15 protein-coding genes are annotated in these 21,295 nt (G+C 38.9%); 3 read left to right on the top strand and 12 right to left on the bottom strand.

The window, feature by feature from the left end; all coding sequences use genetic code 11:
• Positions 1-34: 34 nt before the first annotated feature.
• The 10 genes from V7083_RS01530 to V7083_RS01485 all read right to left on the bottom strand — a co-directional run bounded on the left by V7083_RS01530 (position 35) and on the right by V7083_RS01485 (position 13,764).
• Positions 35-1,168 (bottom strand): HAD family hydrolase, encoded by a 1,134-nt coding sequence (locus tag V7083_RS01530; protein WP_335474624.1) that lies wholly within the window; start codon positions 1,166-1,168, stop codon positions 35-37.
• Between the two features lie 353 nt (positions 1,169-1,521).
• Entirely contained in the window at positions 1,522-2,940 is a 1,419-nt protein-coding gene (locus V7083_RS01525) for an NAD-dependent succinate-semialdehyde dehydrogenase (protein ID WP_335474628.1), read from the bottom strand.
• Positions 2,941-2,980: 40 nt separating this feature from the next.
• Entirely contained in the window at positions 2,981-4,348 is a 1,368-nt protein-coding gene (gene gabT / locus V7083_RS01520) for a 4-aminobutyrate--2-oxoglutarate transaminase (protein ID WP_438823681.1), read from the bottom strand.
• 86 nt (positions 4,349-4,434) lie between these two features.
• Positions 4,435-5,808 carry a putrescine aminotransferase gene (locus V7083_RS01515; RefSeq protein ID WP_335474620.1) on the bottom strand — a complete coding sequence of 458 codons (1,374 nt, stop codon included), beginning with the start codon at positions 5,806-5,808 and terminating at the stop codon, positions 4,435-4,437.
• A gap of 25 nt (positions 5,809-5,833) precedes the next feature.
• Complete coding sequence (locus V7083_RS01510) at positions 5,834-7,306, bottom strand: aldehyde dehydrogenase family protein (RefSeq protein ID WP_335474626.1); 1,473 nt, start codon at positions 7,304-7,306, stop codon at positions 5,834-5,836.
• 309 nt (positions 7,307-7,615) lie between these two features.
• Entirely contained in the window at positions 7,616-9,748 is a 2,133-nt protein-coding gene (locus tag V7083_RS01505; RefSeq protein ID WP_335474618.1) for a sigma 54-interacting transcriptional regulator, read from the bottom strand.
• A 114-nt stretch (positions 9,749-9,862) separates the two neighbouring features.
• A complete protein-coding gene (locus V7083_RS01500) occupies positions 9,863-10,111 on the bottom strand; it encodes a biotin/lipoyl-binding protein (protein WP_335474616.1) in 249 nt (82 codons plus the stop codon).
• A gap of 23 nt (positions 10,112-10,134) precedes the next feature.
• Positions 10,135-10,425 (bottom strand): SAV0927 family protein, encoded by a 291-nt coding sequence (locus tag V7083_RS01495; protein WP_335474614.1) that lies wholly within the window; start codon positions 10,423-10,425, stop codon positions 10,135-10,137.
• Between the two features lie 24 nt (positions 10,426-10,449).
• Entirely contained in the window at positions 10,450-11,739 is a 1,290-nt protein-coding gene (locus V7083_RS01490) for a Glu/Leu/Phe/Val family dehydrogenase (RefSeq protein ID WP_335474612.1), read from the bottom strand.
• 684 nt (positions 11,740-12,423) lie between these two features.
• Positions 12,424-13,764 carry an APC family permease gene (locus V7083_RS01485; protein ID WP_335474609.1) on the bottom strand — a complete coding sequence of 447 codons (1,341 nt, stop codon included), beginning with the start codon at positions 13,762-13,764 and terminating at the stop codon, positions 12,424-12,426.
• A gap of 355 nt (positions 13,765-14,119) precedes the next feature.
• Here V7083_RS01485 and speB point away from each other — a divergent pair, with 355 nt between their 5' ends.
• The gene (speB, locus tag V7083_RS01480; RefSeq protein ID WP_335474607.1) at positions 14,120-15,064 is read left to right on the top strand and encodes an agmatinase; all 945 of its coding nucleotides are present in this window, start codon (positions 14,120-14,122) and stop codon (positions 15,062-15,064) included.
• A 45-nt stretch (positions 15,065-15,109) separates the two neighbouring features.
• On the opposite strand, the gene V7083_RS01475 is transcribed toward speB, so the two are convergent.
• Entirely contained in the window at positions 15,110-18,229 is a 3,120-nt protein-coding gene (locus V7083_RS01475; protein ID WP_335474605.1) for an efflux RND transporter permease subunit, read from the bottom strand.
• 165 nt (positions 18,230-18,394) lie between these two features.
• Here V7083_RS01475 and V7083_RS01470 point away from each other — a divergent pair, with 165 nt between their 5' ends.
• A complete protein-coding gene (locus V7083_RS01470) occupies positions 18,395-19,111 on the top strand; it encodes a response regulator transcription factor (RefSeq protein WP_335474603.1) in 717 nt (238 codons plus the stop codon).
• Positions 19,089-20,465 carry a sensor histidine kinase gene (locus V7083_RS01465; protein ID WP_335474601.1) on the top strand — a complete coding sequence of 459 codons (1,377 nt, stop codon included), beginning with the start codon at positions 19,089-19,091 and terminating at the stop codon, positions 20,463-20,465. The genes V7083_RS01470 and V7083_RS01465 overlap by 23 nt, the downstream gene beginning before the upstream one ends.
• A 35-nt stretch (positions 20,466-20,500) precedes the next feature.
• Here V7083_RS01465 and V7083_RS01460 read toward each other — a convergent pair whose 3' ends face one another.
• Positions 20,501-21,103, bottom strand: coding sequence for a cell wall hydrolase (locus V7083_RS01460; protein ID WP_335474598.1), 603 nt, complete (start codon positions 21,101-21,103; stop codon positions 20,501-20,503).
• Positions 21,104-21,295 lie beyond the last annotated feature (192 nt).

Genomic DNA, 21,295 nt, shown 5'->3' with positions numbered 1-21,295 from the left:
CCCTCATTGGCGACCCTTCTCCTGCTTATTTAAATTACATAGTCTCCAAGAGACCACGCAAATCTACCACTGAATCTAATATATAATCTGCACCGTGCTCCTCAAATTCACTTCTGGCATCTTGTCCGGAGAGACCAGTTAATACTGCAGCAAATTTACTGCCCAACTGTCGTGCAGCTAAAAGGTCTGCTAATGAATCGCCGACAATTAAAACAGAATAACCATTGTCAATCGGGAGCTTAGTTTCCAGACACTCTTTAACCGTTGCTTTCTTTTCTTTAAGCCCCATAATATAAGTGAACGGATGTGGCTTGGATAGAGAGCTACATTTAGGAATTGCTTGTTCTGCTTTTAAGACATCATCTGCCGTTACAATTCTATTTTGGTCAAAGTATGGCAGCCATTTTAAGTGTTTGAATGGCTCAATTGTTTCCAATTCAGGTCTTCCTGTGCCGATCCCAATTTGAAATCCTGAAGCAATCAGGAATTCAAACAGCCCGGCAATATCCTGCTTAGGTGCAAGGGTGGTCTCATTGGCGAGAAACCCTGCCTTCCCAGTTTGCACTGAAGGTTTCCCTGTTGAAGCGACGATATTATCATCCCCAACATACCATTCCTGTGACACATGCTCACATACAAACCAAAGATCACCTTTTTCAAAGCTGGTTGTCTTTACTCCAAGCTTCTCCCCAGCCAATTCATTTAAATAGTTTAGCAGTTCCTGCTTTACAGCATTTGTACGTCCAAATTCCGTTAAAAATAACTCAAAATCCAGCTCAACCTGATAATGGCTAAGTACATGACCCATTTCTAATAATACTTCACGATTGATCGGTACCTGGCACCATCTCGCTACTTTTTCCATTTCCTTATCCTTGATTTGGGATAGCAGGTGGATGAGTTGATGAGTGAAAGATAGGTAAATCATGTCCCAGTTGGCGTTAAGGCCACGGGATTTCATGAGTTTAAGGACCTTGTCGTTAACAAATACTTGGTTTCGAATGTTTAGAATTTCGTCCTCGTTGTAGGTGGTTTTAAAGTTTTTAGGGGCAAGAGCTAGGTAATTGCGGCTAGTGAGCATTTCCCAAACAGTGAGAGCGGAGGCATCGAAGTACCGTTCTTCACTTAGGAGCACCCCGTCTACGTCAAATAAAATTGTTTTAAACAATTTCTACTCCTCCTTTTCAATGTATACTTTTACACGTTATCGTACCACAGCAAACACCTTTAATAAAAGAAAATCGTTCAATTCGTTTGACATTTTAAACAGGGTGTTTTATCACATGGCAAAAAGGCCCTCCCACCTGAAAATGAAGACCAGAAAAAGCTTGTGCAAAAAAGTTATGTTAACGCATGGATATTTATATTTAAGTCGTGACATGGGCTTTAATAATAAGGAAGATGTCTTGGAAGCTCATTGATATAGAACCGGAGGATCATGCTTCTATCGATACCTGAATGTTTCAAAAAAGCAATCAAAGAAGCCGTGCAGGACCCCTTTTTGCACGGCTTTCTTCCTATTTAAATATCTAATCCGATCGAAATATATTTTACCTCTAAAAACTCTTCAATTCCGTGTCCGCCTTCGCGTCCTAAACCACTCTCTTTATATCCGCCGAACGGTGCTTGTGCAACGGATGGAAGAGCATCATTCAAACCAACGATTCCATATTCCAGCTGTTCAGTGATTCTAAATGATCTGCTTAGGTTTTCCGTATAGACATAAGCAGCTAAGCCAAACTGGGAATTATTAGCACGTTCGATTACTTCTTCCTCTGTTTTAAACGTTGCAATTGGAGCAAGTGGACCGAAGATTTCGTCCCTCATACACTCCATGTCATCATTAATGTCCGTTAAAATTGTTGGAGCATGGAAATAGCCATTGTCATGAGCAGGTGCTAGTCCCGAATAGGCCACTTTACCACCTTTTTCAAGCGCATCCTTTAAAAGAGCTTCAACCTTTGACTTGGCTGATTGATCGATTAATGGACCGATATCAGTTCCTTCTTCCAAGCCATTTCCGACCTTCATTTTTTCCAATTCGGCTTGGAACAGTTTTACGAACTCATCCTTTACTCCCTCTTGGACATAAATACGATTCGTACAAATACATGTTTGTCCCGCATTACGGAATTTTGATTGAACCAGACCGGCCGCAGCTTTTTCTAAATTAGCATCATCCATAACTATAAATGGAGCATTACCGCCAAGCTCAAGCGACACTTTCTTCACCGTTTCAGCCGCTCCACGCATTAGCGTTTTACCTACTTCTGTTGATCCTGTAAACGTAATTTTTGTTACGCGCGGATCCTTTAACCAAGTATCACCGATCTCTGATGATCTTCCTGTGATGACGTTAAGAACACCAGCTGGTAATCCTGCTTCATGGGCCAACTCAGCCATTTTTAAAGCAGTTAATGGTGTTTGATTCGCTGGTTTTACAACACAAGTACAGCCTGCAGCTAATGCCGGACCAACCTTGCGTGTAATCATAGCCGCTGGGAAATTCCAAGGAGTAATCGCCGCTACTACCCCCACAGGCTCTTTTCTTATTAAAATCCTTTTATTTGGGACAGATGCTGGGACAGTTTCACCGTATACACGTTTCCCTTCTTCAGCGAACCAGGAAATAAAGCTGTTGGCATAAATTACTTCTCCAAGTGCTTCTTTTAACGGTTTACCTTGTTCCATTGTCATGATTTTGGCAATTTCAAGCTTATGCTCATCAATCAAATGATACCATTTCATTAGGATATCGAAACGCTCGCCTGCCGTCTTTTTCGACCAAGTTTTAAAGGCTTCATGGGCAGCATCGACAGCTTTTTCCGCTTCATAAGCACCACCGGTTGGAACTGCCCCTAATACTTCCTGTGTCGCAGGATTAGTAACTTCGGTAAAAACTTCATAATCGTTGCCAACCCATTTTCCATCAAGATACATTGGATAGATTTGATATTTTTGCTTTACTGAATCCATGCCCCTACCTCCCTGACGCTACTGCAGAATCATTCAAAAATACAGCTTCAAAGGCTTCCTCTAAAATGTGTAACCCTTCCTCTAACTGTTCGTCTGTGATGGTTAATGGCATGAGCAAACGAATAACGTTACCGTATAACCCCGCACTTAGTAACATCAGTCCGCGCTCCCCGGCCGCTTTAACAATTTTTGAAACGGCTTCTTTATCAGGAGTTTTTGACTGACGATCCTTAACAAGTTCCATGGCAACCATCGCACCAAGACCGCGTACATCTCCGATTGCCTCAAAGCGCTCTGCTAACAGCTGCATTTTTTCAATAGATCTTGCTCCAATCTTTTCAGCACGCTCATTAAGGTTTTCACTCTCGATTATATCCAGTACAGCAAGTGCAGCACGGCAGCCTAATGGACTTCCAGAATAAGTTCCGCCAATTTCTCCAACATTTGCTGCATCCATAATTTCAGTGCGGCCAATGACACCACTAATCGGTACACCAGCACCCATTGATTTGGAAATCGTCATTAAGTCCGGTACAACACCAAAATGTTCGATTGCGAAGTTTTTGCCTGTACGTGCGAAACCAGTTTGAATCTCATCTGCAACAAATACGATGCCATGTTTTGTACAAATCTCTCTTACCTTTTGAACAAAGGCGATATCAGGCACGATAAAGCCTCCCTCACCTTGCACCGGCTCCATTACAATGGCTGCAATTGTTTCAGGTGCAACTTCGGCAAGGAAGAATGTTTCCAATTGTTCAATGATCATGTCGCTATATTGCTGTTCAGTCAATCCATCCGGACGGCGGTAAGTATAAGGGTATGGCGCTTTATAAACCTCTGGAGCAAATGGTCCAAATTCAAATTTGTATGGTTTTACCTTACTGGTCATCGTCATAGTCATTAACGTTCTGCCATGGAAGCCTCTTGTAAATGATATGACCCCTTGACGGTTCGTATACTTTTTAGCAAATTTAACTGCATTTTCAACAGCCTCAGCTCCACTGTTAAAAAAAGCAACCTGCTTATCATGATCGCCAGGAGCGAGCTTGGCAAGTCTTTCAGCAAGTGTAATATACGAATCATACATCATCACATTGAAACCAGGATGGATAAAATCATTGGCTTGTTCTTGAATAGCCTTTACCACCTTTGGATGGGAATGCCCAACGTTTAGTGTTCCAATAGCACCAGCAAAATCAATATAGATATTACCGTCAACGTCTTCAACAAGGGCCCCTTGTGCTTTCTTTATAAAAGATTGACAGTTATTGCTGATTGATTTAGGTACATACTTATTTCTTCGTTCTAAAATTTCCTTTGACTTAGGACCAGGTATTTCAGTTTGAAGCTTAACAAATTTCTTCTCCACTTTCATGCTCCCTCTCTTCGTGTAATTACAAAATTTAGATGAGAAGCAACCGACAAAAAATTGCCGATTGCTTTTTCAGATAAGGATTAGGCTTTAATGTTATTTAAAACTTCTTTAAAGATGCTTACTACTTTATCAACTTCTTCATAGCTGATGGTTAAAGCTGGCTCAATACGAATGGTTTTTGAATTGATTAATGTACCTGCAACAAGAACGCCATGATCGAACATACCTTTGGAAACATCATAGCCGATTTCATCTTTATGGAATTCGATACCGATCATCAAGCCTTGACCACGGATTTCTTGAACTAGATCTTCGTGACCTTCAGAAGCCTTTTTCAATTCATTTAAGAAGTACTCACCGACAACAGCAGCTCTTTCTGGAAGGTTTTCTTCTATTAAAACACCAATTGTTGCGATAGCAGCCGCACAAGCTAGTGGGTTACCACCGAAAGTGGTTGTATGCATGAACGGATTTTCGAACCAGCTCTTGAATACTTCCTCACGAGCAACAATGGCACCAGCAGGCATTACCCCGCCGCCAAACGCTTTTGCCAAACAGATGATATCAGGAACAACATCATATAATTCAGCAGCAAACATTTTACCAGTACGGCCCATACCAGTTTGTACTTCGTCAAAAATCAATAATGCGCCATATTGGTCACAAAGCTCACGAACTTGCTTTAAGTAACCGTCTGGAGGAAGAATGATACCGCCTTCACCTTGGATTGGTTCAATGATAACAGCTGCAACATCTTCACCAACTGAAGCACATACTTCAAAGGTTTTGCTCATCATGTCGATATCGCCAAATGGAACGTGACGGAAACCAGGAATTAATGGAAGGAATGGCTTACGGAACATGCCCTTTGCTGTACCGGATAATGAACCAAGACTTTTTCCATGGAATGCACGAGTAGTAGAAATAAACGTTGTTCTCTCACCGTACATTTTTGCAAGTTTAAGAGCTGCTTCAACACTCTCAGTACCACTATTTGTAAAGAATGCATATTTTAAATCTCCAGGTGTAATATCACCTAAAATTTTTGCTAACATAGCACGAAGTGGATCTAATAAGTCCTGGCTATGAAGGGCTTGACGCTTCAACTGATCTGTTACTGCTTTTACTACTTTAGGATTACGGTGTCCAACGTTGTAAATTCCGAATCCGCCTAAACAGTCGATATATTCCTTACCATTTACATCTTTAAAGCAAGCTCCATTATCAGACCATTCAACTGCGGCAAATTGGCCACCCTCTGTAACTGTTTTACGATAAGCAAGGAATCCAGGGTTTACGTTCTCGCGGAAACCATCAACTGTTTCCTTCGTAATCCAGGCAGCTTCTTCCTCAGTAACTTCTTCCTTTTCAATTAACCCTAATACTTTATTAATATATTCAGTTACCTGTTTCTTTTGTTCTGTCTTTGTCTCACTTGTAAAATCGATACTCATAGTAATCTTCTCCCTTATGTTTGTATTAGTTTGAAAACCAACCAATTGGTTCAACTTGTAAGTTAATATTGATTTGTTTAATTTCTTGGAATTCATCAAGACCGAATGTTCCTAGGCTACGCCCGATTCCACTTTGCTTGTATCCGCCCCATGGTGCTTCATTATAAGTTGGATGGTAAGCATTGATCCAAGTGATTCCTGAACGAATCTTCTTAATCACACGCATGGCTTTGGCGCCATCATTTGAAAATACTCCGCCGGCTAAGCCGTAAACTGTATCATTTGCCAGTTTAATAGCTTCTTCTTCATCCTTAAATTTTTGGATACAGACAACCGGTCCAAAGATTTCCTCTTGAACAATTCTCATATCTTGCTTCACATCAACGAATACAGTTGGTTCAACGAAGAACCCTTTATCAAATCCGTTAGTAGTAATGCGATTACCACCGCATGCAACAGTAGCCCCTTCTTGCTTTCCAAGGTCAATGTAATAGAGAACTTTTTCCATATGCTGTTGGCTTACTAGAGGTCCCATTTCGGTTTCAGGGTCATTTCCTGGACCTACCTTGATTTGTTTTGCTCTTTCCACATAACGCTCAACAAATTGATCGTAGATACTTTCTTCTACTAGGATTCTTGAACCGGAGGAGCAAACCTGACCAGATCCGGCAAAGATACCGAATAATGCATAATCGACAGCGGTTTCAAAATCAGCGTCAGCGAAGATAATGTTAGGTGATTTGCCGCCTAATTCTAAAGAAACCTTTTTCATGGTATCCGCAGCAGTTTTCATGATTTGCTTTCCTGTTTTCGTACCGCCAGTGAAGGAAACCATATCTACCTCTGGATGTGCAGAAATTTCATGTCCCACAACTGGACCAGCGCCCATAACCATGTTCGCCACACCTTTTGGCAGCCCAACCTCTTCAAAAATTTCAAAGAGTTTCATAGGAGTTACCGGTGTTACTTCTGAAGGTTTATAGACAATTGTATTTCCGGCAGCAAGAGCAGGAGCGATTTTCCAAACACTCATTAACATTGGGTAGTTCCAAGGAACAATCAAACCACATACGCCGACTGGTTCACGAACAACCATTGCTTGCATTGGATCAGCAACATGGTAAGTTTGGCCGTCAGGATTTCTAATCAATCCTGCATAATAACGGAAACAGGAAGCGGCATCAGCCATGTCAAATCCAGCTTCTCTTAAAGGCTTTCCATTATCTTGTGTTTCCAGCTGTGTTAACTCTTCGGCTCTTTCATCTATTTTGTCAGCAATTTTTAATAGATAGGAGGCTCTTTCCTGTGCGGACAGATCAGACCAAACACCGTCATCGAAGGCTTTCCGAGCTGCATAGATTGCTGCACGTGCATCTGCAACGGTTCCTTCAGGTGCATAGGCGATTACTTCACCATTTGCAGGATTAATGACTGGGCGTGTTTCCATATTTTCTGAATCGCGCCACTCACCATCAATATACATCTTCAGGTTGATCACTTGATTTTTCACTTCGACCATTAATCAATTCCTCCTTTGAATTAGCTGTTGGAATAAATCCAAATGCTTATTTTTGAAATGCCTTGCATCCTCCGTCTAGAGATCAGCAGGCTGATTTCCCTTATTAATTACTAATGCAAGAACTGTGCCAAAATTAAAATATCTCTGGAATACGTTGTCGACGTATAGATCTTGTTATTTCGACAAAATTCTTATTCAAATTTGCATAACATTATTATTATTTGCATAATTATCAAAATATTAGAAAAAGGCCATTTCAGATGATAGAATTCTGAAACGGCCTCTAGGTTAGATTGGCATATTTTCTATTTTTATATTTTTTTCCGTTAGTATTTTTTGATATTTCCTACTAACAGATGATTGACTGATTCCTAAAGCTTTTGCAGCCTTAGTGGTCGTTTTATACTGATTCATAGCCATGACGATCAATTGTTCTTCAACATGCTCAATGGCTTCCTGGAGCGGAATGACCCGTGTAATCACAGGCTTCATCTTTTTATTTTCAAAGCCCAAGGATAAAAATTGGCTGACGAACTCGGCATCAATAGCCTGATGATCGGCGGTTACTACTAATCTTTCAATAATATTTTGTAGTTCCCTGACATTACCTGGCCATGGATAGAATTCTAGTACATTTACGGCATCAGGAGTTAAATGATAATTACGTTCATATTTTTCATTTAACTGCTGAAGAAAATGAAAGGCCAGCAGCGAAATATCCTCTGTCCGTTCCCTTAACGGAGGTATGCTAATCGGAATAACATTCAAACGATAGAATAAATCTTCGCGGAATCGTCCTTCCTCCACCATTTTTTCCAACTTTTTATTTGTGGCTGCAATAATTTGGACATCCACCTTAAACGATGTGGTACTACCTACAGGAATTACCTCTTGCTCCTGGAGTACTCTTAAAAGTTTAACCTGCAAGTGCATTGGCATTTCTCCGATTTCATCAAGAAAGAGAATACCCCCATCTGCCTGCTTAAAATAGCCATCCTTGCCGTTTTTATCAGCGCCAGTAAATGCTCCTTTTGCATAACCAAATAATTCACTTTCCAATAAATTTTCAGGAATCGCGCCGCAATTCAATTTTAGAAACGGTTTGTCAGAACGTTTTCCCAACTGATGAATGGCCTGGGCAATGACTTCTTTTCCGACACCGGATTCACCATGAAGCAAAACGGTAGATGAAAAATCAGCAATTTTCTTTACCTGATTCATAATTTTTTCCATCTTTGGGCTGCAATAAATCATCTTTTTCAGGAACCGATCTTTGCTCTTAAAATCATCCAGTTCTTTCTTATATTGCTCGGAAATTTTTCTGATTTCATGCAATTCAGTTTTTAAACGAGATGTTTCGGTTATATCCCGCGAGGCAATAATAATTCGGTCGAGTTCGTGCTTATCATCAAATACCGGATTGCCGACAGCAAGAATTTTTCTCCCTGTTCTCGTTTCCTGTACTACGGAAACTTTTTTACCCTTTTCCCTGACAAGTCTCGTAACAGAAGGTGTAAATAATCCTTGGTCCTCTAATTCTAGTATATTTTTTCCAAGCAACTCTTTTAAATCAACATGCCAGAATTCCTGAATAATATTTTCACTGTATCGAATTAACTCACCTTTTGCATTAACAACTAGAATTTCATCGTAAATACTCGATAATATGGCATTTAAATCCTTATTTAAATCCTTGATATGCTCAATTTCCATCGCCATTTCTTCAACCATTGGCAAGTCCTGTACGATGATGACAACCCCGTCAATCTCATCATCATAGCCAAAAAACGGGCTGTAATCTACGAGTACACCATTTCCATTGTTAAATTCCAAATTGTTGAGAATTGTCTTGCCGTTCGTAAATACTTGATCAATTTTTTCGCGATTAAAAATAGCCTCACCGGGCAAATTTAAAACGTTTTCAACAGTAGAGCGAATCATTTTTAATCCGGAATCATTACAATTAATAATCCGGCGCTCTCGATCCAAAACGAATATGCCCATTGGAATCGACGCCAGCATAATTTTCAGCAAATCTAGGCCTTTATTTTCCTGCTTAAACATCTCTGCTAAAATATCTTCTCTTCTAATATAGCCAGCAATTTTCTTATCCTCACCTTTTATAAATGCAAAAGGTTCACCGATAATCTGAAATAGTGAAGGTAAAGCAATTTGCTGACTAAGGCGGCAAATGCCATCTAATGATTTAGAATGTTCAAGCAAGAAATCTATTGAAAAATTTTCATTCTCCAGAGTCTGACGAAGCTGTTCGTTCCATACTATATAAGCAAATAGCTGATCCTGTCTTTCTAAGAATATAAAGGGTTCTTTATTGTTGTTTAGAGTCGACTCTAAAACGCCTTCTTTATCTAGATTGACTGATATAATCGGCTTTATTTTTTCCATTGCGACAAAAAACATTGTCTCATCCCCCTTAATTCCTATCACTCTTATACTATCACTTTTTTCAGAATAATAAAAACAAAAGAACACCAAAAAAGAAGATGTCACCCATCTTCTTTTTTTTAGGTTATTTTAGTCGCTTCCGGTTACAAATAGATCCTCTTTAATATACGCTAAAACCATTCCGGGAATGACGTAATCTCCTTCTTGCACCTCTAATGATTCGACCTCGCCGCTCACTCCGGTCTGAACCACTTCTTCATGACCTTCCTCAGATTTAATCACAAATAATGTTTCCCATTCATAGATTCTTGCATCTCTTTCGATGGAGATTTTCTCAATCTTCCCATAGCAAGGACTCGTAACCACTCCAAAGTACAAATAGATCACCTCTGTCGTTCATTTTAATATTGTTCGTGAAATGGACGGGGCTGTAAAACCATACTAAAGAATTCCTGAAACTCCGGTATGTCCACTTGCTCAATACCTAGTTTTTGCGCCCAGTGGTCATCAGCATAGGTGTCATCTTGACAGAGCAAAACCATATTGCCCGTTTGAATTGAAGTCACCATTGCTTTGCCAAAAAAGTGATCTGAATATCCAATTGTTAAGTCATAGCGATGATTATTCGAAATTAGGCAAAAATAGTGCAACAATTGCTTTTCCTTTTGCTCTGTTAAAATATCTAACTTCATCCATTCATTCCTCCTCTTAATAAATCAATATTTCAACCATCCTCTTAGCCTTGAAGTTTCTGCTAACTTTTGAATTCCTTCGATATAGGCGGCAATTTTCATATTGACATTGTATTTTTTCGCAGTGTTATATACATTTTTAAAACTAGTTTCTATTTTTTCTTTTAAACGTTCATCCACAAGTTCTTCTGTCCAGTAATAGCCTTGGTTGTTTTGGCACCATTCGAAGTAAGAAACGATTACACCGCCGGAATTGGCAAGTATATCTGGAACAACGAGAATATCACGATCATCTAGCATTGTTAACGCGTCCTTCGTTGTTGGGCCATTTGCTGCTTCGATCACAATCTGACAGTTGATACGATCCGCATTATGTTTATTGATAACACCGGAGATCGCTGCCGGAATTAATATATCGCATTCTTTTTCCAATAATTCTTGATTAGAAATCGAGTTGTTAAAACGGTTAGAAACAATGCCGAAAGAGTCGCGGCTTTCTAGTAGGTACGGAATGTCGAGACCGTTTTCATCGTATATGCCACCCAAGACATCACCAACACCGATAACTTTTGCCCCTAATTCATATAAGTACCCTGCTAAATAACTACCAACGTTACCAAAGCCTTGAATAATAACGCGAGTATCTTTTAAATTCATCTTTCTTAATTCACAAACCTTTTGCAGAGTATACAATACACCTTTAGAAGTAGCGGTTTCTCTTCCTTTTGATCCACCAAGAGCAATCGGTTTACCTGTGATAAATCCTGGAGAATCGAATTCACGAATATGGTCATATTCATCAAGCATCCATGCCATGATTTGCGAGTTTGTGTACATATCTGGAGCTGGGATATCTTTTGTAGGACCAACCAGTTGACTTACCGCTCTTACATAACCTCTGCTCAAACGTTCCAACTCGTCCATACTCATTTTACGTGGATCACAAATGATTCCACCTTTTGCTCCGCCGTACGGTAGATCTGTGATACCACATTTTAGGCTCATCCAACCTGCCAATGCTTTTACTTCTTCCGGAGTTACATCTGGATGGAAGCGAATTCCACCTTTTGTTGGACCAGCTGCATCGTTATGTTGAGCACGATATCCTTCAAAAATTTGTACCTCACCATTATCCATGCGAACCGGAATACTTACCTCCAAAAATCTCATCGGCTTCTTTAAGAATTCAAATACCTGCGGTGGATAGTTCAGAATCTCAACTGCTTCTTTCAGTGTTTCTTGGAATTCAAGTAATGAATTATCTTTTTCCTTTACAACTTCATTTTTCTTTTGATTCAGAGAATCAATCGCCATTTTAATAACACCTCATTTTTTGTAGTTATTAAAGGTATAAGCAAGTTTCGTGCCAACATTAAAAAACCGTTAAAATAAACGGTTCTTAATTTTTCATGAAAGCGATTTTATGAAAATTTGGTGAATTTATTCAGAATTGCATAATTTCCTGTAAGCGTTTACAAATATGAGATGATACGGTTTTTTAATGATTAGCGACTGTAGGACTGATTTTTTCATATATGGATCGCCTTGGAGCCTCATTGGCGACCGATGGAATGGGCTCCTTCTATTTCAGGTCGCCTAGAAGACCCGTTGGCGACCCTTTCAAAGATAAAACCAGATGAATAGTCGTTAATGACTAACCATTACGACCTGTCTTATTAAAATCTCTTTCTCATGGTCGTTATGGACTCTCTATAACGACCTTCCCTTTTTATTTCTCCGACTCACGGTCGTTATGAACTCTCTATAACGACCTTTCCTTTTTATTTCTCCGACTCATGGTCGTTATGAACTCCCTATAACGACCTTTCCTTTTTATTTCTCTGACTCCCGGTCGTTATGAACTCACCATATTGACTCAATCATTAGGAAATAATTCCATTCACTTCACAATAAAAAAGCATTTCAGAAAAATGTAGTGCCTATCCTAAAACAGACACAAAAAAACGCATCCCCGTAAGAATGCGTTTTCTTAAATCTTTAAGCTTCCTCAGCTTTAAACTGTGGAGGTGCCACTTTGAATGCTTTTGTTAGGTAAAGCAGGTAAATAAATCCGAGTGAGAACCAAGTTATTCCCATAATCAGAGAGCTCTTTTCGAGATTCACCCACAGAACCCCTACAGTAGCAGCACCGATTAATGGCAATAGAACGTAGTTAATAAATCCTTTTGGTGTTTTATGCATTCTATTCCGAACCGCATAATGATTAATGACGGACAAATTAACGAATGTAAAGGCCATTAAGGCACCAAAATTGATTAAAGATGTAGCTGTTACTAAATCAAAGAAATAGGCTGATAACGAGATGACTCCTACAAATAAGACGTTAAACGCAGGAGTTCGGTATTTTGGGTGTACATAGGCAAACCATTTTTCCGGGAATACTTGATCACGGCCCATAACATATAAAAGACGTGATACACTCGCATGAGAAGCCAGCCCTGATGCAAGGGTGTTAATAAATGTTGTACAAAGAAAAATTGATTGGAACAGTTTACCGCCAACATATAAAGCAATCTCTGGAAGTGCTGCATCGGGATTTTTAAACCGAGAAATATCAGGGAAAAATAATTGAATAAAGAAGGATGTGGTGATAAAAATAATCCCGCCCCATAAAGCTGTTAACAGAATAGCTTTGGGAATTGTTTTTTCCGGATTTGGCGTTTCTTCTGACAACGTCGTAACAGCATCAAAGCCTAGGAATGAAAAGCAGAGAACCGTTGCCCCAGTAACCAGTAATGGTAAACTCATCCCTTCTTTAAAGAACGGTTGAATACTAAAAACAGTACCCGTACCTTCTCCACCATTCAACCCCTTCACAACCAAGATAATAAATACGATCATAATCAAGATCTGTACACCGACAAACAATGTATTAAAATTTGCCAGGATATTTACGCTTCTTAAATTCAGGTACGTTACAATACCTACAAAACCTATAACCCAAATAAGATCAGGAACCGATGGAAATAATGCATTTAAATATAGTTTTGTTAATAAAGCGTTTACCATTGGCAAAAATAAATAATCTAGTAAAGACGACCAGCCGACAAGAAATCCTAAGCGACGGCTAATAGCTTTTTGAGTGTACGTATAGGCTGAACCGGCCTGCGGAAACACTTTGACAAGTTGACCATAACTTAATGCTGTAAATAACATGCCAACCAAGGCAATAATATATGCTGTTGGGACATGACCTTTTGTCAATCCCGAAACAATTCCAAAAGTATCAAACACCACCATTGGTGTCATATAGGCCAAACCCATGATGACAACCTGCCAAAGTTTTAACGATCTTTTCAGCTTTACGCCATTTTCCACGTATCATTCCCCCTTGTATGTTTTAAAGCGTTTTCAAACCTTGAATACCCCTTTGTATTTGAGAAATTTCTTATTCCTCCCTTTTTGAAAAATTCAATAAATTTTACATGCAATTATTATGCCAAACAGAGATTTCCACAAAATCCACCATATAAAATAAGAAAATTCAACAAAATAAGCAGATGTAGAAAATTCAGAATTATTCAATTGTGCATATTCTATTCCGTTTTAAATAAATATTTGGTATTACTTATTATATATACAGCTGATTTTCTGCATTTTTTTGAATTGGCATACTACTTGCATATCAAATATATGTAATACGTAATACTAATGACAAGCGGGGGATTTAAAAATGAAATATCCATTATCACCTGATGTAAAACCTGAATTTTGTACTACTGGAACCTTTATGAGATTGCCTTCCAACAGAGAAAAGGCAAAATTAGCAATTGTGGGAGTACCATTTGATACGGCAGCTTCCTTCCGTGTTGGGGCTCGCTTTGCTCCACAAGCGATTCGTCAAGCTTCCATGACTTTATTTCCATATCATCCCATTCATAAAGTTTATCCATTCGATGACTGTAATGCAATTGATATAGGTGATGTCTCCGTCATCCCACACAATATCCATCGCAGCTATGAAATCATTGAAAAAGCGATGACAGAATTAATGGAACAAGGCATTACACCAATTGGCATCGGCGGAGACCATTCCGTAACCTTAGCCAACCTTCGTGCTGCAGCTAAAGTTCACGGCCCTGTTGCGATGATCCATTTTGACTCACATACAGATACTTGGGATACTTATTATGATGAAAAATATTGGCACGGTTCTCCATTCATTCGTGCATTTGAGGAAAACCTGCTTATTCCGAATAAGGTGTTCCAAATCGGCATCCGCGGTACTTTGAATCATCCTGGGGACATAGATGCAAGCACAGATCTTGGCTACCAGGTGATAACAACACCTGAGTTAAAACAACGCGGATATCAAGATGTGATTAGAGAAATGAAAGAAACCATCGGGGACACACCATGTTTCCTTACCTTTGATATTGATTTTGTTGATCCATCTTGCGCCCCTGGTACTGGAACACTTGAAGTTGGCGGCCCAAGCAGCTTTGAAACCCTGCAAATGATTCGTGCCCTAACTGATTTTAACTTTATTGGCTACGATTTAGTCGAAGTATTGCCACCCTATGATCCAACACAAATTACATCTTTATTAGCAGCAACCATTATTCATGATTTTGCCAGCCTTGCTGCATTAAAATTAAAACGGGAAGCTCACGTATAAAAAAAGCCGATTCCAAACTTATTGGAATCGGCCTTTTTATGTTAATTACTTTGGAACACTTAATGTAGTGTGACTATTAATCACAGTTTTCTTATGAAGCCATTCATAGATGATAGGAATGATAATAAAGCTATTAAGGGTTGATGTCACCATTCCTCCAATGACTACAATTCCAAGTGTTTGAGAAATAACGGTATCGGCATTATGTGAAAACGCCAGTGGCAACAAAGTCAATATTGTTGCAGCTGCTGTCATTAAAATAGGTCTGATCCTTGAAAGACTTCCATGTAAAATAGCTTCTTTTACAGGCATTCCCTCCCGTCGATTTCTTTCAATTTTATCAATCAACACAATACCATTTGTTACAACAATGCCAGTCAGCATCAAAACCCCAATTAGAGCAGCTAAATTCCATTCACCATTGAATAAAATCAATGCTATGACTACACCGCTTAAAGCAAGCGGGATACTTAAAAGAACTGATAATGGTGCCCGCCAGCCTTTAAAAATCGCAGAGGTAATCAGTAAGACCAATAGAATGGAAAAGGCAACGGCAACAGACATATCAAAAATCATTTGTTTTACTTGTTCAGAAATTCCACCTAATGAGTACGTCACATCTTTAGGAAAATTCATTTTACTTAAAGCTTTCTCCGCTTGAACTGACACTTTACTGATGTCATTTGATGTAATCTGTGCTGTCACAAGGGAGAATGGTTGACCATCTCTTTCACTTATGGAGGATGAAGACAGATCTTTTTCTATCTTGGCTATTTGGTCAAAACGGACCAGTTGTCCATTCATACCCATTAGCGTTTCAGCACCCAGAGATGATAAGACATCATTCGGAGTGGCATTTAACGTAATCGTTGAATTTGCTCCTGTTGCGATTTGATCCAGATATTGGTCAACAGGAAGTGCTTTATGATCGACCGTAATCATAGCATCTTTGGAAGCTGACATATAACGATTGATTACTGTTAAAATATCCGCAACTTGTACCCCTTTTGCTTGAATCGCTGTTTGGTCAAATGTCACTTTATACTTTGGTGAACCATTGGTTAAATCCACTTTTCCATCAACACTCAAACCCCGGATCTTCGATAATTTTGCTCTCGTTTCTTGGGCCACTTGATCCAACGTTGCTTGATCTGAACCTGTAAACAAGATTCTCATTTGCGAATCATCACCGGAAATATTCTGGCTTGTTACTGTATAAATGACATTATTAGATAATGTCGGTAGCTGTTTTTGCAATTGTTTTATAACCGGATCAACATCCTTGGCATTTTTCAGCACAACTGAAAGGTTTGCAACATTTGGATAAGTGATAAAACCACCACCTTGATCAAACACGTCATCACTTTGTGGTGTCATTGTCGAACCGAAATTGGCCGAATAGGCTGTGATCTTAGAATTTTGTTTTAATGACTCTTCAATTTTTTGAACTTCAGAATCTACTTGAATTAATGTACTTCCCTTAGGCAACTCTGCTTTAATAGCAATCTGTCCTATTTTTCCACTTGGTAATAAACTTACTGGAAGAAAGGCTGAATAGACCCCTGCTCCTATAAAAACTAATATTGAAACAATAATCATTGCCTTTTTGTGTTTAAAGGCCGATAGCAAAATCGGTTTCATTTTTGAATCAAGTTTTACTGTTTGTTTTTCTACATTTCCGCCTTTCCAGCCCATAAAAGCAAGAGCTGGAATGACAAGCATCGCTACAAAGAATGAGATAACTAGGGCAATGACAACCGACCAGGCAAATCCGCTATAGGATGCACTGATAAACCCGCCAACAAACGCAATTGGTATATACACTGCAATAGTCGTTAGGGTGGAGCCTAATATCGCAGGAATCATTTCAACTACAGATGAGGCAAGAATGGAGAGTAGATGTTTATCCTTCGATTCTTCTCGCTTTCGATACATGTTATCCAAAATAACAATCGAGTCATCGACAATACGCCCCATCGCAACTATCAAACCGGATACCGTTAAAATGTTTAACGTTATCCCCATGGATTTTAAGAAAGCGGTGGTCGCCAACAAGGAAATCGGTAGCGAAATCGCGATTAATAATGTTGATCTTACATTTCGGAAAAAGAAGAACGCACATATCATAGAGAATAAACAACCCAGCAAACCTTCACGAACTAATCCGAAAAGAGAACTGTTTAATTCTTTTTCCCTATCAAGTAACACCTGGAAGGAAACATCTTTTGGATTGATCGTGTCCAAGTGAAGATGAGCAACACGGTCTTTTACTTGGTTAGCAACATCTGTAATATTGGCGGAAGGCGTCTTAATCACATTTAATGTGACACTCGGTGCTCCATTCGTCCGAGAAATAGTTTTTACATCATTTAAGGAATGAGTAATGGTCCCAAACGCTGAAACCGGAATGAGTTTTCCTTCCTTATTCTTAATTGTAACGTTCTCCATTTGCTGCACCGTTAATGACAGTCCATCAAACGATACAGGTATCGATAATTGGTTGTTCAAAATATTCCCCTGTGGCAAGGATGGAACAGCCAAAGCAAACGACTTATTCACATCATCCAAGGTTAATCCGTTTTTCACCAGGTCTTTCAAACGGACGGTTAATACATAGCCATCTTTTGCTCCTCCAAAAATGGATACATCGGCTACACCTGGAACAGATTTTAATTGTTTTACAATTTCCTGGGTAGCGGTAGAGCGTAATGTTGGTTCATCCAATTTCGAACTGGTAACACTATAGGTTAGAATTGGAAATGAACTTGTTGTTAGTCGTGTTACTAGGGGCGTGCTTGTAATGGTTGGCGGAAAATCTGCATTCGCCAATGCTTTGTTTACCTGATCTTCTGCTAGTTTCATGTCAGTATTCATGGAAAAATACAAACTCATAAATAACCCGCCATCATAAGAAGTGGTTTCAACATTGGACAACCCATCCACTGCTTTAACAGCACTTGCCAGATTGTCGGTAACCTGTTGTTTCACCTGTGCTGCTTGATAGCCTGGCACTCTCATACTTACCGAGAGAGTCGTATTAGTGATTCCCGGCAAATAATCTCGCTGCATTTGGAAAGCAGAAATACCTCCCCATGCCAAAATAATGACAACACAAACAATCATCAAAATACCTCTTTGCATAGTTGCCTCTATTAATTTTTTCATGATATCCCTCCTCATATATTTTCAAAAAATTAACTTCAAAACTGGATACCTTAACTATAGAGAAGGAACTTGTACGAAATCTGAATAAAACATTAATAATTCATTAAGATGAAAAATTCATTTGAAGAACATGATACATTATTAATAGAAAGGAATGAGGGTGAAATGAAAAAACATATTCTGATCATCGAGGATGAAGCTCAAATTGCCCGTGTCTTAAAAATGGAATTGGAGTATGAAGGGTATCAAGTAACGGTGCAGCATGACGGTATTACCGGCTTGGATGCAGCCTTGCATACTGAGATTGACCTGATTTTATTAGATATGATGCTGCCCGGAATAAGCGGAATGGAAGTGCTGAGAAGGTTTAGAAAAGAAAACAGCGTCATTCCAGTTATTCTGTTAACAGCTCGGAATACAACATTGGACAAGGTAGCAGGGCTAGATCATGGTGCAAATGATTATGTAACAAAACCTTTTGAAATAGAAGAGTTATTAGCCAGGATTCGAGCGTGCATCCGGAATCATCCTATAGGTGGAAATCCTAATGAGGACGCATCCTTATTAACTGTTCAGGATCTCCTCATCAATATGGATACAAGAGAAGTGAAAAGGAGCGGAAAGCTAATCGTTTTAACGCCAAAAGAGTATGATTTCCTAGTTTACCTAGTTATGAGCAAAAATAAAATTGCTACACGTGAGAATATTATTATTAATGTCTGGGGTTACGAGTACGAGGGTGAAACGAACGTCATTGATGTTTTTATACGACATTTAAGAAAAAAAATAGATGAAGGTTTTTCAGAACCATTAATTACAACTATCAGAGGCATCGGCTTTACGATAAAGGAGAAGAAGGATGAAGATCACTACAAAAATTAATCTTCTAACCACCGCTTGGATGCTAATCATATTAATTCTTATTAACTTTGCCGTCTTCTTCTTATTTATGAAAACGACTGTAAATATGGAAGTGAATATGCTTTCTCAAAAGGCTGAAGAGGTTTTGGAAGGGCTCGATAAAAATCAGGAGCCATCCGATACAGAAGGAATATTAAAAGAATATTTAGCAGAACATTCCTACATTCGGGTTATGCAGCAAAAGGATCAAATCCTTTATGAAGTAACGAATGATCATTTACTCTCTAAAAAGATTAAAGGAAAATATACAACAAATAAACAATCCCAAACACGTTTAATTTCTGCTGAAAAGGGAGAGGAACAAGTATTGGTCGTACGTATGCCAATCAATAAAAGCACTAGTTTAGAGATTGGTGAACGATTACAGGGCCTAGAAGCAAGAAAGGAAATTCTTCGAGTTATCTTAATATCATGTACAGTAATAGCTGCCTTGTTATCCTTGCTGGGAGGAAGATGGCTCGCCAACATCATTATGAGGCCGATTTCGAATATGATTCATACGATGGAGGAAATTGAAAAGAGCGGTATTCCAAAGACCATCACCATTCAGAATAATACGAAAGATGAACTTCAGATGATGGCAAGTACGTTTAATCGGATGATAGGAAAACTGCAAATCAATATGGAAAAACAAAACCAGTTTGTCTCTGATGCCTCCCATGAATTAAAAACACCTTTAACCGTTATAAAGAGCTATGCCAATTTACTAAGAAGGCACGGTATAGAAAACGAACAATTAGCTAATGAAGCAATCACCGCGATTCATGCGGAGGCAACCAGAATTCAGAAAATGACTGAGACATTTTTAGACTTGGCCGATTTAGAAAATGAAACTGTTTTAGAACTTGACCAAATAAATTTAGTAGCTTTATGCCAAAGTACTTTAAAACAACTTAAAGATGTCTATCATCGAGAAATAACATTTTACTATGAAGAAAACCCAATTACAATTTGGGCAGATGAGTTAAAAATTAAACAGGTGATCATTATATTACTTGATAACGCAATGAAATACAGTAATGACAAGATACAAGTATTTTTAGAAAAAAATAAACAACATGCTATTTTCCGTGTAAAAGATACTGGAATCGGTATACCTCGGGACGAAATTCAACATATTTTTGAGCGTTTTTACCGGATAGATAAGGCCAGGAGCAGAGAAACGGGAGGAACCGGTCTAGGATTAAATATTGCTAAAAGTATCATGAAGCTGCATAAAGGGGAAATTAAAGTTACAAGTAAAGAAGGTGAAGGAACAGAAGTATCATTACTCTTCCCTTTTATAGTAGAAAAAGCTAATCCGAATGTGGATTAGCTTTCACTATTTTTGCGCATATTACTACTATTGATTTATCTTGCAAAACGGTGATTTCCTATTGTTAGGGTTACGGGGCGTGATAGGATCCATTTACTTGTAGTGGTTCTTGGATTGTAAAAATACAATGATCCGCTGCCTTGACCGCTAAACGCCAATGCTTCGTTTACGGCTTGCTTTGATGCTGTATCGGCCGGCTGATTGATTGTTCCGTTTTGAACTGGTGTAAAGGCATAGTGTCCACCGTCAATTTGATAGATGACACCATGAACAGTTGAAGGGAAAGAAGGATTTTTAAGACGATTTAATATAACTGTAGCCACCGCTACTTTACCTGCATACGGCTCCCCAACTGCCTCAGCACGAACAAGACGTGCAAGTAAATCTTTATCTGCTGCAGAAATAGTAGAATTCGGGATTACTAGATTTTGTCCTGCATATAGAGCTGAACTTGTTGCATGATTGGCATCCATTAAATTTCGAATTGGGACACCAAACTTTGCTGCTATTTTCCAATAGGTTTCACCCGTATTAACTTTATAAGTAGATGTTGCTGCCTCTGTTTGGACATTTAACGTAAAAGAAGATATCGATAACATCAATCCTGCTGCAATGACCAGTTTTTTTAATTTATTCATTTAATAACCTCCTAGATTCGCATCGCGGTTTCTCTAGTACTAAGGCTATCAGCTGTAACATACTTATTCATCGCCCAAAAAGTGGAAGGCGTTTTTCCCCCTTACATGCCCCTTGTTATAAAGGGACTTTTTTAACATATGGAAAAAGGGTCCATCAAAGTTATTTTTCCTGTTACTGGGAACAGATGAAAT

The sequence above is a fragment of the Bacillus sp. JJ1764 genome, from assembly GCF_036962145.1.
GTDB lineage: Bacteria > Bacillota > Bacilli > Bacillales > Cytobacillaceae > Neobacillus.
The sequence above is the reverse complement of the archived record's forward strand: the minus strand, read 5'-3'. Positions and strand labels throughout refer to the sequence as shown.